At 56.1% G+C, this 12,542-nt stretch carries 10 protein-coding genes and 3 tRNA genes; 6 read left to right on the top strand and 7 right to left on the bottom strand.

Translation table 11 applies throughout. From position 1 onward, the window contains the following. Window positions 1–152 precede the first annotated feature (152 nt). A tRNA-Gly gene (locus ACN08V_RS04720) sits at window positions 153–223 on the top strand. Window positions 224–228: 5 nt separating this feature from the next. Then, window positions 229–302, top strand: a tRNA-Gly gene (locus ACN08V_RS04715). A gap of 77 nt (window positions 303–379) precedes the next feature. Here the strand turns inward: ACN08V_RS04715 and ACN08V_RS04710 are convergent. The 3 genes from ACN08V_RS04710 to ACN08V_RS04700 all read right to left on the bottom strand — a co-directional run bounded on the left by ACN08V_RS04710 (window position 380) and on the right by ACN08V_RS04700 (window position 2,772). Next, on the bottom strand, window positions 380–1,105 hold the full coding sequence (locus ACN08V_RS04710; protein ID WP_419104722.1) for an HAD family hydrolase: 726 nt from the start codon (window positions 1,103–1,105) through the stop codon (window positions 380–382). A gap of 257 nt (window positions 1,106–1,362) precedes the next feature. After that, window positions 1,363–2,241 (bottom strand): Fpg/Nei family DNA glycosylase, encoded by an 879-nt coding sequence (locus ACN08V_RS04705; protein WP_419104721.1) that lies wholly within the window; start codon window positions 2,239–2,241, stop codon window positions 1,363–1,365. Window positions 2,242–2,280: 39 nt separating this feature from the next. Further along, a complete protein-coding gene (locus ACN08V_RS04700; RefSeq protein ID WP_419099548.1) occupies window positions 2,281–2,772 on the bottom strand; it encodes a ribose-5-phosphate isomerase in 492 nt (163 codons plus the stop codon). Between the two features lie 214 nt (window positions 2,773–2,986). On the opposite strand from ACN08V_RS04700, the gene pepN reads away from it, so the two are divergent. Further along, window positions 2,987–5,527, top strand: coding sequence for an aminopeptidase N (gene pepN / locus ACN08V_RS04695; protein WP_419104720.1), 2,541 nt, complete (start codon window positions 2,987–2,989; stop codon window positions 5,525–5,527). Between the two features lie 122 nt (window positions 5,528–5,649). Continuing rightward, on the top strand, window positions 5,650–6,114 hold the full coding sequence (locus ACN08V_RS04690; protein WP_419104719.1) for a globin: 465 nt from the start codon (window positions 5,650–5,652) through the stop codon (window positions 6,112–6,114). A gap of 26 nt (window positions 6,115–6,140) precedes the next feature. Here the strand turns inward: ACN08V_RS04690 and ACN08V_RS04685 are convergent, their stop codons facing one another. Continuing rightward, entirely contained in the window at window positions 6,141–6,830 is a 690-nt protein-coding gene (locus ACN08V_RS04685; RefSeq protein WP_419104718.1) for a hypothetical protein, read from the bottom strand. 79 nt (window positions 6,831–6,909) lie between these two features. On the opposite strand from ACN08V_RS04685, the gene ACN08V_RS04680 reads away from it, so the two are divergent. Further along, complete coding sequence (locus ACN08V_RS04680) at window positions 6,910–7,809, top strand: acyl-CoA thioesterase (RefSeq protein WP_419104717.1); 900 nt, start codon at window positions 6,910–6,912, stop codon at window positions 7,807–7,809. A 132-nt stretch (window positions 7,810–7,941) separates the two neighbouring features. On the opposite strand, the gene ettA is transcribed toward ACN08V_RS04680, so the two are convergent. Next, window positions 7,942–9,621 (bottom strand): energy-dependent translational throttle protein EttA, encoded by a 1,680-nt coding sequence (gene ettA / locus ACN08V_RS04675; RefSeq protein ID WP_419104716.1) that lies wholly within the window; start codon window positions 9,619–9,621, stop codon window positions 7,942–7,944. A gap of 146 nt (window positions 9,622–9,767) precedes the next feature. Then, the gene (locus tag ACN08V_RS04670) at window positions 9,768–10,250 is read right to left on the bottom strand and encodes a single-stranded DNA-binding protein (protein WP_419104715.1); all 483 of its coding nucleotides are present in this window, start codon (window positions 10,248–10,250) and stop codon (window positions 9,768–9,770) included. A gap of 489 nt (window positions 10,251–10,739) precedes the next feature. Here ACN08V_RS04670 and ACN08V_RS04665 point away from each other — a divergent pair. Next, window positions 10,740–10,812: transfer RNA gene (locus ACN08V_RS04665), tRNA-Arg, on the top strand. Window positions 10,813–10,901: 89 nt separating this feature from the next. Here the strand turns inward: ACN08V_RS04665 and mptB are convergent. Continuing rightward, window positions 10,902–12,476 carry a polyprenol phosphomannose-dependent alpha 1,6 mannosyltransferase MptB gene (gene mptB, locus ACN08V_RS04660; RefSeq protein ID WP_419104714.1) on the bottom strand — a complete coding sequence of 525 codons (1,575 nt, stop codon included), beginning with the start codon at window positions 12,474–12,476 and terminating at the stop codon, window positions 10,902–10,904. Window positions 12,477–12,542: the final 66 nt, after the last annotated feature.

The following is a 12,542-nucleotide window of genomic DNA, read 5'->3' as shown; positions in this document are numbered from 1 at the left end:
AACACCTAGTCTAGCGGGAACCCATCGTAAAATCTAACTGGCGACCGCATTACGCCTAGGGCGTGTTGCCGACTTTTCTAGCCTAGCCGATTTGACAAGCCCACCACAAACCGGGTTTACTAGAAATCGTCCACGAGGACGCCACCCCACACGGGGATGTAGCTTAATGGTAAAGCCTCAGTCTTCCAAACTGATTACGCGGGTTCGATTCCCGTCATCCCCTCTCCTGCGGCTGTAGCTCAATGGTAGAGCGCACGCTTCCCAAGCCTGATACGCGGGTTCGATTCCCGTCAGCCGCTCCAAAGAAAAGCGACCACCGGCAGGTGGTCGCTTTTTTGTGCCGTCCATTTTGCAGAGGGTGTTCTACGGTCTCAAGTTTCTAGTAGTGATCGATAAGTTCAGTCAGCGCCCTAACCCGCTCAATACCGGGCGGAATCTGCTGGTGACGCCTGCTCCTGTTAACCCAAACCGCTCCAAGGCCGGCTCCTACCGGGGCTTGCACATCTGCCAAAAAATTATTGCCCACATGCACAGCAAAAGCTGGGTCGGTTTCAAGAGCGGCGCAGATGAGACGGAAAAAATCTTCTTTTGGCTTGCTGGTACCCAGGAGTTGTGATGTTAGCAGCGGCAGATCTGAAAGGCCTAAAGTATCCAGCTTGGCCTGTTCAAGCGCCTGCGACCCGTTAGTTACGGCAACTACTTGAAGATGAGAACTATAAAGGTCGAGGCCACGCATGAAGCCCTCAACATCGTCAAAAGCAACCCAGGCCTGCCGACGGTGGGCCTCAAAACAGCCCAAGAAGCCCTCTGCCCGTTCTTGGGAATGGGCAGTGCCCGTCATGAGGTTAAGCATGCTGGCTATCCGCTGGTAGTAGTGCTGATCAAAGGCCTGCTCCCCTGCCAAATACAGCTGAAAATCTTCCCGCTGAATATCTGACCAGACGCGGTACAAAGCTTGCGACTCAGCAAAATCACCCCGAAAACCATACCTCTGAAGGGCCCGGTAAAACCCTAGAGATGTAGCGGTTTCACTATCAAGCAGGGTGCCCTCAATATCAACCAGCAGTAGTCGAGCTCGCCTCAACAAAGAACTCTTAAGGCTCACGCTACCCTCCCCAACCTCTACTGCACTTTCCTACAGCATAAGCCTATCCCTGCTTGAGCGCCCTCTAAAAGAGCTCTTTTAGCCAGCTCAAAAGAACCGCGAAGCAACCCTACGCGTTCAACAGTCCACATGCCGACTTTAGGATTCTTCAACCTAATCGATAAATCCAGGGACATTAGGGTCGCCTATCGAGATTATGAGCTGACAGAGCCTACAGAGCACAAAACCCTGTAACTCAAAGAGTTTAGAGGACCTTCTCAACGCTGACAGCCGGGGCACCAATACAGTTTTCGCCCAGCAACTTCTTGCAATGCAATCGTGCTCCCGCACCGTAAACAAGCCTGCCCCTGGTGGTGATAGACGTAATTTGCGTGCTCAGGCCAGGCCTCATATTCAGAAACACCAGGGCGGTCAGCCGGCTCAGTTGTAATAATCCGGCCCACCCTGACACCAATTTCAAGCAGGTGCTTGTTATCGCCCCAGAGAGCCTCAAGTTCAGAGCTACTACATTCTTTTGCGGGGCGGAAAGGATCGATACCGCACCTGAACAGAGATTCAGCCCTAAAAATGTTGCCGACACCAGAGATAACTTTCTGGTCCATCAGGGCAACCCCGATAGGTCGGGAGGTCTTCCTCGCTCGGGCATAAAAGGCCTGCGGGTCAGCATCCGGGTTCAGAGGGTCCGGCCCCAGCTGAGAACGCACGCGGGCCACTTCGTCAGCCGTTAAAACCCGGCAAATGGTGGGTCCGACCAGGTCGGCCCACCCATGCTCAGAGACCAGGCGAGCGCGAGTGGTTGGCCGCGGTGCCGGCGGCTTGGCGCTGAGCTCTTGGGCGTGATCCTCCTGCTCACCAATCTTGCGCGGTGCCCCAATCGACGAGGCACCCGTGAATCGCTCGTCACCGCCAAAGGTAAATGCACCGTAGATACCCAGGTGTACGTTCAGGTAAAGGTCGTTGGAGAACTCTGCAAAGAGGTGTTTACCGTGGGCAAACGACCGGATCAGCCGGTGCCCATGCAGAAGCGCCGCTCCATCGGTGAAACGTCCCTGGGGGCTACTGACGGCAAGTTGCTGGTTGGCAAAAACGTCGGTGAGCTGGCGTGCAAGCCGGTGGATGGAGTGGCCTTCTGGCATGGGTTCCTTCTGGGGTTTTGGTCGCGGGGGTGGGTGATCCTAGTAAGTATCGATGTGTTTGCCGCTGATTGCCCCGGTGGTTTCGTATTCTGCCATTTGACCGATGCGGCGGGCGTGACGTTCTTCCTTGGTCCATTCGGTGCTCAGGAAAACCTTGATGATGTCCAGGGCCTCTTCCTTGCTGTGCTGACGGCCACCTACAGCTACAACCTGGGCATTATTGTGTTCACGCGCAAGGGCGGCGGTTTCGTGGTTCCAGGCGAGCGCTGCCCTGATGCCCGCTACCTTATTGGCTGCCATCTGCTCGCCGTTACCGGAGCCGCCCAGAACAATCCCCAGGGAATCTAGCCCTGCCTCACGGTCAGCACGAACGGCAAGCGCAGCATTGATGCAGAAGCTGGGGTAGTCATCGAGGGCGTCGTACTCTGCTGGGCCGTGGTCGACCATCTCGTAGCCAGCTGCGGTGAGTTCCTGGATGAGGTAGTGGCTCAGGTCAAGGCCTGCATGGTCAGTAGCAATGTGGACGCGCACGGTGTCTCCTTAGGTCGTTGGCGGCAGGGGGAAGCTGGAAACCACACTAGATAGTTAGGTGAATCACGGGCTACCACATAGAATTATAGGCGTATGTGCTGCGTGACGACCAACCTGCAGCAGCAGGTTACCCGTGGCTGTTGGCAGGGCAAAGACCGCCCTTCTAGTACTGGAGCTATCCGGCTCTTCCCTTTCTACCACGATAAGGAACCCCATGCCTGGAATGAATTTGACCCGCGCCGAAGCTGAGCAGAGAGCATCTCTTATTCAGCGTGTAGATTCCTACACCATTGATCTTGACCTCACCCGGGGCGAGCGAGTGTTTGGTTCACGCACTGTTGTCCGTTTTGACGCTGTACCCGGGCAAGAGACCTTTATTGACGCGATTACCGATACTGTCCACAGTATTGTTCTCAACGGGGAAAACCTGCCGGTAGATTGCGCTGATGGCCTTCGGATTACTTTGCCCTCACTAGCCCAGAAGAACGAACTGGTGATTGAGGCCGATATGCTCTACACCAACACTGGTGAAGGCCTGCACCGCTTTGTTGACCCGGTAGATGGTGAGGTCTACCTCTACTCGCAGTTTGAGGTTCCGGATTCTCGCAGGGTTTACCCCGTTTTTGAACAGCCCGACCTCAAAGCTGAGTTCGAGTTCAGGGTCAAGGCGCCCGCCCACTGGGTTGTTGTCTCTAACCAGCCCGAGACATCTGTTGACGAGCAGGCAGACATTAAGGTGTGGAACTTCAAGCCCACTCCCCGCATTTCCTCCTACATCACCGCCATTATTGCTGGTCCCTACGCGGGTGTTTCCTCATCACTGACCAACAGCCAAGGCCGAGAGATTAAGCTGGGTTGCTACGCCCGTAAATCACTCATGGAATACCTGGACGCTGACGAGATCTTCCACATCACCCACCAGGGCTTTGAGTTTTTTGAAGAACAGTTCAAGACTCCCTACCCCTTTGAAAAATATGACCAGCTCTTTGTGCCCGAGTTCAACGCCGGTGCCATGGAGAATGCCGGGGCGGTGACCTTCCTTGAAAGCTACATCTTCCGTTCCAAGGTCACCGAGGCAATTATTGAGCGCCGGGCCATTACCGTCCTGCACGAACTGGCCCACATGTGGTTTGGTGACCTGGTTACCATGAAGTGGTGGAACGACCTGTGGCTCAACGAGTCCTTCGCTGAGTTCATGTCTACCTTGGCTTTGGCCGAAAACACCAGTTTCGCCCCCGAAGCCTGGGCAACTTTCTCCGCGTCGGAAAAGACCTGGGCTTACAACCAGGACCAGCTCTCCTCGACCCACCCCATTGTGGCACCTATCCGCGATCTGCAAGATGTTCAGGTGAACTTTGACGGTATCACCTACGCTAAGGGCGCCTCTGTGCTCCGCCAGCTTGTTGCCTGGGTGGGCCAGGAGAACTTTATGGCCGCCCTCAAGGTCTACTTTGAGAAGCACGCCTACGGCAACACCGTGCTCGATGACCTACTTACCGAGCTTGAAGCAATCTCCGGGCGCGACCTGCGGGCCTGGAGCAAGCTCTGGCTAGAAACTGCCGGGGTCAATACTCTAAGCACCGAAGTTGAAGAAGCAGAGGACGGAACTCTGGCCCGCCTGGCTCTGCGCCAGACTTTTGCAGAGGGCTACGAAACCCTGCGCCCCCACCGCCTCATCCTTGGCTTCTACAGCATGAAAGATGGTGCGCTCACCCGCACCCACCGCCTAGAAATTGACGTTGACGGCGAGCTGACCGAGGTACCCGAGGCCGTCGGGCTGGCCCGCCCCGATCTCATTCTGGTCAATGATGAAGACCTGGCCTACGCCAAGATCCGCTTGGATGAGCGTTCCCGCGCTACCGCCGTAGCCCACCTGGGCGCTATTGATTCTTCAGTTGCTCGCGGGGTTGTCTGGGGCTCCCTCTGGGACACCGCCCGCGACGGCCAAATGCCTGCCCGTCAGTTCGTTGAATTGGTACTTAACAACATCGGGGCAGAAACTAACTCCACCGCTGTCCGTACCCAGCTCACCAACCTGGAAACTACCCTGCGGGCTTACCTCAACCCCGCTCACGCGGAGTCTGTACGCCAGCAGGCTGCAGACCGGCTGTGGGAACTTGCTCAGCAGGCTGAGGCCGGTTCAGATAAGCAATTCCAGCTGGTCGGGGCCTTTGCACGTCTTGCCCACACCGACAGCCAGCTTGACACTCTCGAAGCCCTGATGAGCGGGAACACCCAGCTTGAGGGTCTTGAGATTGATACTGACCTACGGTGGGCCCTGCTCATTTCACTGTCAGCCGGTGGCCGCAGAAGCAAGACAGATATCGATGCTGCTCTGGCAGACGACAACACCGCTACCGGCCAGCAATCAGCGGCCACAGCACGAGCCGCTATCCCCACCGCAGAAGCAAAAGCAGAAACCTGGCGAGCAGTCGTTGAAACCGGTGAACTTTCCAACAACGTCCAGCGCGCGGCTATTCTTGGCTTCTACCGCGGCAACCCGCAGGTCACGGCCCAGTACACCGAACGCTACTTTGAGTCTGTGGAAAAGGTCTGGCGTGAACGCTCCCACGAGGTTTCCACCCAGATTATTACCGGGCTCTTCCCCCGTGTCTACACCCAGCAGGTGCTTGACCGTGCCGAAGACTACCTGGAAACGCTGCCTGAGGACGCCGCAGCCCTCAAACGCCAGGTTGCCGAAGGCCGCGACGCTCTAGCACGCGCACTCAAGGTTCAGGCCGCCGATATGGCCTAAAGCTACAGCGCCAAGAAAGGCGGGGTTTTCGCTCAGTGAGAGTGAAGGCCCCGCCTCTTCTATACCTCCCGTCCCTGCCGGTGGTCAGACCGTAGCCAGTGCACGGGAGTAAACTAGAGGGCATGAATCAGTTACCCAACCCCGCTTTCAAACCCATCTCTCTAGCCGACGGCGCAGGTCAAAATCCCCAACCAGAAGGTGACGATATTGACCCCCGCTCTTTCTATTCCCAGGTTGGTGGGCACCCAGTTTTTGAAAAACTCTGCCGGGAGTTCTATGCGCGGGTTGCAGCTGATGAGGAATTTAAAGCCATGTACCCCGAGGCTGATTTAGGCCCCGCCGAAAGACGGCTCAGAATGTTCCTGGAACAGTACTGGGGAGGGCCCAAAACCTACCAGGAAGAACGAGGCCACCCCCGTCTGCGTATGCGACACAACCCCTTCTATATTGGCCCTAAGGAACGGGACACCTGGTTGCGGTATATGCGGGAGGCCATGGACACTCTGGAGCTTGCGCCGCTCTATGATGCCGAGATGTGGGGCTACTTTGAGCGTGCCGCTCACGCTATGCAGAACAGGGCTCAGTAGCGCCTGGAAGCATTCTCTCGCCCCCTTTACGGCTTGCTTGACCGCACCAAAACATGCCCTGCACGAGCAGAAATACGGGCCCAATCCCCATTCACCCACACCGGCATTGGCTCGGTAGCTCGCGGAGGCAAAAAGCCCAGCACCTCAAGGGCGAAAGCAGCACCTGCTGGCAGAGGCACCTGAGTATTTGGTGTTTGGACGGGTGAGGACCAGATGCGTGAACGCACTGTTGAAACCACCGCATGGCCGGGGTGAGCTGGCAAGGCTCCGTCCACTGTCTCAATACCGGCCTTAGCGGTCTGACGTGCATCATCGGATAGGTAGAAGCCAGATTTTTCCCACCCGGTGATTGGTGGTGTCCGGCCAGCCCAGCCCGCAGTCACGGCAACCGGTGGAAGCGCCAGTTGCAAGCCCTCCTGCTCAATACGAGCCAGGCGGTCTAGCAGGGCAGCAGCCTCAACCGTTATATCCAGATCAGCCGGTTCAGCCAGTTTGATAGCGCGCAGGCCAAGAACCGTAGGGGTCGTATCTAAAAGATGCTCAGGTTCCAGGGCGCACACAGTTACCCCCAGAATATCCCCGCGAGCCTGCAACCGGACGGCCGCCTTCGGGTCCAGAGACTTAGCCCGCACCAGATAGGTTGTGAGGTCGCGGGCTGTGGATTCATCGGGCAGGTGCACATACGGTCTTGTATGCGCAGATCCTTGGCTAGACATGGGGTGCCTCTTTCAATACAGAATTAATCACTTCATCTTATCCCTCATAACATTAGCCCACTTATGAGAAGGTAGAACCATGAGTCTAGATACACACCAAGAGACGCTCACCCCCACAGGCAAGCTACTTGCTATGCTTGACCTACCTGTAGCTAGTGCCTCTGCACATGAGCAGGTCTTTCAGGCAAGGACCCTGGCTAAAGAGTCACCCCGCATCTTCGGCGGGCAGGTTCTCGCCCAAGCCCTGGTTGCTGCGGCACGGACCGTAGAGGGTAAACAGGTACACTCACTCCACGGCTATTTTCTGCGCCCTGGTGATGTCAACGCCAGCCTCGCCTACGGGGTAGAAAACCTCAACGACACACGCTCTTTCGCCAGCAGGCGTGTTCAGGCCTACCAAGGCGGCGCACCTATCTTCTCCTGTATTGCCTCTTTCCAGACAGTAGCTAAGGGGCCGGAGCACTCATCGGAGATACCCATCGACCTGCCAGATCCCGAGTCGCTCCCCACAGCAGCCGACCTACTGGGGCATATCAACCTACCCATCGCCCAAAAGGTGGCGCACGGCAGACCCTTCGATATCCGCCATATCAGCCCAGCGCTCTACCTTGACCCGGACACGAGCGGATCGGCTCAGAACATGGTCTGGTTCAAGACTAAGGAGAGGCTACCGGATGACCCGCTCATTCATCAGGCGGCTATGGCTTATGCCTCTGACTACACACAGATTGAGCCGGTTCTGCGCCGCCACCAGAAATCATGGCTAGAACCGGGCATGAAAGTAGCTTCCTTAGATCACACCATCTGGTTCCATCGGCAGGCTCCTGCGGATGAGTGGCTTCTACTGGTTCAGGACTGCCCCAGCTCTCAGGGCGCACGTGGATTATCGCTGGGTAAAATTTTTACCCGTGATGGCAAGCACATTGCAACGGTAGCCCAAGAAGCGCTCATTCGGCTACCCGAATACCGCGCGACCTAAGAGCCCTCTGAACACAAGAATCCCCCGCACCTCATGGGGTGCGGGGGATTCTTTACAGCCATGACCGGAGCTACCTGCGCCAAACTACCGTCAGGGATAAGAGCTTACAGGTTGAGCCGGTCATTGTAAGCCTTAGCGGGTCAGCTTACGGTGGACAAGGCGGTGAGGCTTAGCGGCATCGGGGCCCAGGCGCTCCACCTTGTTCTTCTCGTAGGACTCGAAGTTGCCTTCAAACCAGTACCAATTATCGGGCTGCTCATCGGTGCCTTCCCAAGCCAAAATATGGGTAGCAACCCTATCTAGGAACCAACGGTCGTGGGAGACCACAACGGCGCAGCCGGGAAACTCTAGCAGAGCGTTTTCCAGCGAGGTCAGGGTCTCAACGTCCAGGTCATTGGTAGGCTCATCGAGCAGTAAGAGGTTGCCCCCCTGCTTGAGGGTCAGAGCCAGGTTCAGACGGTTGCGCTCACCACCGGAAAGCACACCGGCCTTCTTCTGCTGGTCAGGGCCCTTGAAGCCGAAGGCTGAAACGTAGGCGCGCGAAGGCATTTCAACCTTGCCAACCTGAATGTAATCCAGGCCGTCAGAGACAACCTCCCACAGCGACTTTTCGGGGTCAATGTTTGAACGGTTCTGGTCAACGTAGGAAATCTTGACGGTCTCGCCCACCTTGAGGGTGCCACCGTCCAGGGCTTCGAGACCGACAATAGTCTTGAACAGGGTTGACTTACCCACACCGTTAGGGCCGATAACGCCAACGATACCGTTGCGGGGTAGCGAGAAGGAGAGGCCCTTGATCAGTGAACGGCCGTCAAAACCCTTTTGCAGGTTCTCGGCCTCAATAACCACGTTGCCCAGGCGCGGTCCCGGGGGAATCTGAATTTCCTCAAAGTCAAGCTTACGGGTCTTCTCCGCCTCAGCTGCCATCTCCTCGTAGCGAGCCAGACGGGCCTTTGACTTAGCCTGGCGGCCCTTAGCGTTGGATCGAACCCAATCCAGCTCATCTTCAAGGCGCTTAGCAAGCTTGGCGTCCTTCTTACCCTGAACTTCAAGGCGAGCACGCTTCTTGTCCAGGTAGGTGGAGTAGTTACCCTCGTAGGGGTAGAGGTTGCCGCGGTCTACTTCGGCAATCCATTCAGCCACATGATCGAGGAAGTATCGGTCGTGGGTAATGGCAATAACAGCGCCCTCGTAGGACTGCAGGTGCTGTTCGAGCCAGAGCACCGATTCGGCATCTAGGTGGTTGGTGGGCTCATCGAGCAGGAGCAGGTCGGGCTTCTGAAGCAGGAGCTTACAGAGAGCTACACGGCGGCGTTCACCACCGGAGAGGTGGGTTACGGGCGAATCTCCGGGAGGGCAACGTAGAGCGTCCATTGCCTGCTCAAGCTGGGAGTCAATGTCCCAGGCGTTGGCGGCGTCAATGGCTTCCTGGAGTTTGCCCATTTCTTCCATGAGGGAGTCGAAATCGGCATCGGGGTTAGCCATTTCTTCTGAGATTTCGTTGTAACGAACAATCTTCTCGTAGATTTCGCCCACGCCTTCCTGGACGTTACCCAGGACGGTTTTTTCTTCATTGAGCGGGGGCTCCTGCATAAGGATACCCACGGTGTAGCCATCGGAGAGTCGTGCTTCACCGTTGGAGGGGGTGTCAAGACCCGCCATAATTTTCAGGATGGTTGACTTACCGGCACCGTTGGGGCCGACCATACCGATTTTTGCACCGGGGAAGAACGACATTGAAACGTCGTTGAGGATGACTTTATCGCCCACAGTTTTGCGGGCTTTGGTCATGGTGTAGATAAATTCTGCCATGCCTTTAAGCCTACCGGTTTATGTCAAGTTGGTCGGCCCCAAGCGGGCGACCGCCTGAGAAACTTGGTGAGAGTCTTGTACCTCCCCTCTTGTTCAGAGCATGACCGAGAGGGCTACCGCTCTCGAGCCCTCAGTGCCGGCGTGTTCTAGCTGGTGAGGCTGACACTGGCCTCGTCGTTTGCTCTAGCCTCAGTGAGGCCCGTCTGGTCGTCGGCCTGCACCTGCTCATTGAACTTACGGTCGGTATCGTCTATCTCTGGCTTGCGGTCGGTTGCCCGGGTAAAGTTTGCCAGCCCAAAGTTGAGGTCATGCCCTATAGAGCTAGCATCAATCTCAATGCTGGTACCTGCCGAGCCATCTGCCCTTTCGAACTGTTTGACCTGCAGGCGGCCGGTGACCAGGACGGGCTGGCCCACATGAAGGCTGCGGGCAGAGTTATGGGCGAGCGCCCTAAAGGCATTGACTGTGTACCAGTTGGTATTGCCTTCTTTCCAGCTCCCCGATGTGGTATCGAACCAGCGGGGTGTGGAAGCGATGCGGAAGTTGGTGACGGGTATCTGCCCACCTGGCAGGAATTTCTGGGTTGGTGCTGTGGCAATAAAGCCTCGAACGGTGACGGTATCGCTCATGATTCCTCCTTGAGTCGGCTCTGTTCTGGTAGCCCCAACCTGCCAGGTAGGGCCTGCTGGAGGCAATAGTGCATAAAGCCTGTGGATACGAAAATTCAGGCTATGAGAGGTAAGTAAAGCTGCACTCGATGAAGATAAGACAGTTTAGGAATATGAGATGTTCACACCTCTACCTCTTGGGCTGCTCTCTCTTTAGGCTGGTGGCAAGCTCAGCAGGAGCTGGGCAGGGTAAGGCATAGAGTGAGTCAGCAGACCTGGAAGGAAGAATACCTGTGAAGCCTGAGGTTTGGTGTGGAGCAGAATAGTTATGGGTAACTATCCCTCATGGGCGCGAGAAGAGATTGCCAGCTATCTCAGCTCCCTAGGGTTTAAAGGCCTTGGGTCGGTAATTACTTGCTCCCTAGCAGAGGTAGCTGGGTACATCAGACGTGCTGATGAACCGCATCAAAGTGACTTTTTCTGGCCCAGGAGCTAATATTGAGTGCGCTAGCCTCAGTAGCTCAGTGGATAGAGCAGGAGCCTTCTAATCTCTTGGTCGGGGGTTCGACTCCCTCCTGGGGCGCTATGCACAATAGCCCCTCACCTCTTGGTGAGGGGCTATTTCTTTGGGCGGACTCTCCGGTTCGAGTTTTTGGGCCTCTCCCCTATTCCTTAGATACTGACCTCGTAGAGGGAAGAGCGCTGGGCTCTTCGCAGGACTCGACGGGTGGCTGGGTCAAAGAAGACCAGCCAGAAAGCGTAAGCCAAACTCAAGACCACGGCAATAAGACGGCCCATGTTTTGGTCGAAATTATCCAGATAGGGCGAGACAGCCAACTGGTCTGAAACCGCATAGATAACGAAGAACATGGTGGTCAAGAAGTAGAAGTCAAGTTGCCAGTCAGTTCGTACACCAGAGACAACAAAGAGTGGGATAAACCACAGCAGGTACCAGGATTGCAGCATCGGTGAGAAGGCCACAACTAGGCCCAGGGCTAAGCCTGCCCTGCGAATCAGGTTCTCGTCTTTACCGCACACCATAGTCAGGACTGCCAGTAACACGCCAGTGAGCTTGCCCAGGTTGAAGAATGTGTCCCGAATACCGTTTGCCAGGGCATTATCACCTGTAATCGACACAATAATCTGGTTAATTTGTAGTCCCAGGAACCCGATGGGAGTGAACCAGATGTACTGCCCACCGGTAGTGGAAAGGGCTGAAACCCAGCCAAAGTTAAGGCCTGTTACCCAGCCCATGAGACCGAGTTGGGCCATTGAAATTGCCAGGGTGAGTGCCCAGAAAACGATGCGGCGTGGCCAGCTTGCCCCACGCCCTGCCCAGAAAAGCCCGATAAAGGGTAGGGCTACCAGGGCAATCGGTTTGACGGCAACGGCAGCAGTCACCAGGGTCACGCCAAGAAGGCAACCCAAGGTATCGCGTCTAGAAGCAGCGTAGTAAACGCCGGCCAGGATCAGTCCGGTCATCAGCGCATCATTATGTGACGAGGTAATAAAAGCTGCGATGAAGAGCGGGTTTGCTACCACCAGCCAGTTGGCGCGAATACCGTTGATACCGTGGAGTTGAGCGAGCTTGGGAACGTAGTAGGCAATCATGGCTACGCCGATGAGTGCAAGGAGCCTAAAGAGATAAAGGGCGGTATCGACTGAATTACCCGACCATTGGGCTACCCATTTCTCAATCACCAGGAATATGGGTCCGTAGGGCGGTGCTGATTCAGACCACATCTGGTCGGCCCCGTATTGGAAGAAGTTGTTAACCGAGGAGACTCCATACTCATAGGGGTTGAGGCCTGACGCCATCACCCGCCCCTGGGCAAAGTAAGAAAAAACGTCCCGGCTATAGAGCGGGAAAGCAAAAAGTTGAGGAATGATCCAGCATACCGCTGCACCCGTAGCCCATTTTTTTGCCCTCGAATCCCAGACCATGAGCTTCTGAACCATGCGGAGCCATTCTCGACACAGCATCATGGAACCTACCACCAGCATGGCGATGCAGGTTACCAGACCGGGAGCGGTGTAACGCAGGGGAATAATCCAGTCGACGCGTCGGAAAAGTGAAGCATCGGCAAGCCAGCCCACACCAAAGGAGGCGAACATGACCAGGAGCGAACCAATGGTTCCAACGATTAGGGTACGTAGTGGGCTACCCGACACATAGTTAGCTGTCTTGGGGTTATAGCGGTGTACAGGGCGGTTGCCGGGTTCGATTTGCGCTGTTCTGGGGCTCATGGTCATCCTAGGCGGGCTGAAGATTACACCTGATTTTACCCGGCTCACGCCTTGAGCGAGTACAGC

The organism is Rothia sp. P5766 (assembly GCF_048513555.1).
Lineage (GTDB): Bacteria > Actinomycetota > Actinomycetes > Actinomycetales > Micrococcaceae > Rothia.
This window is presented reverse-complemented; position numbering and strand designations above follow the sequence as displayed.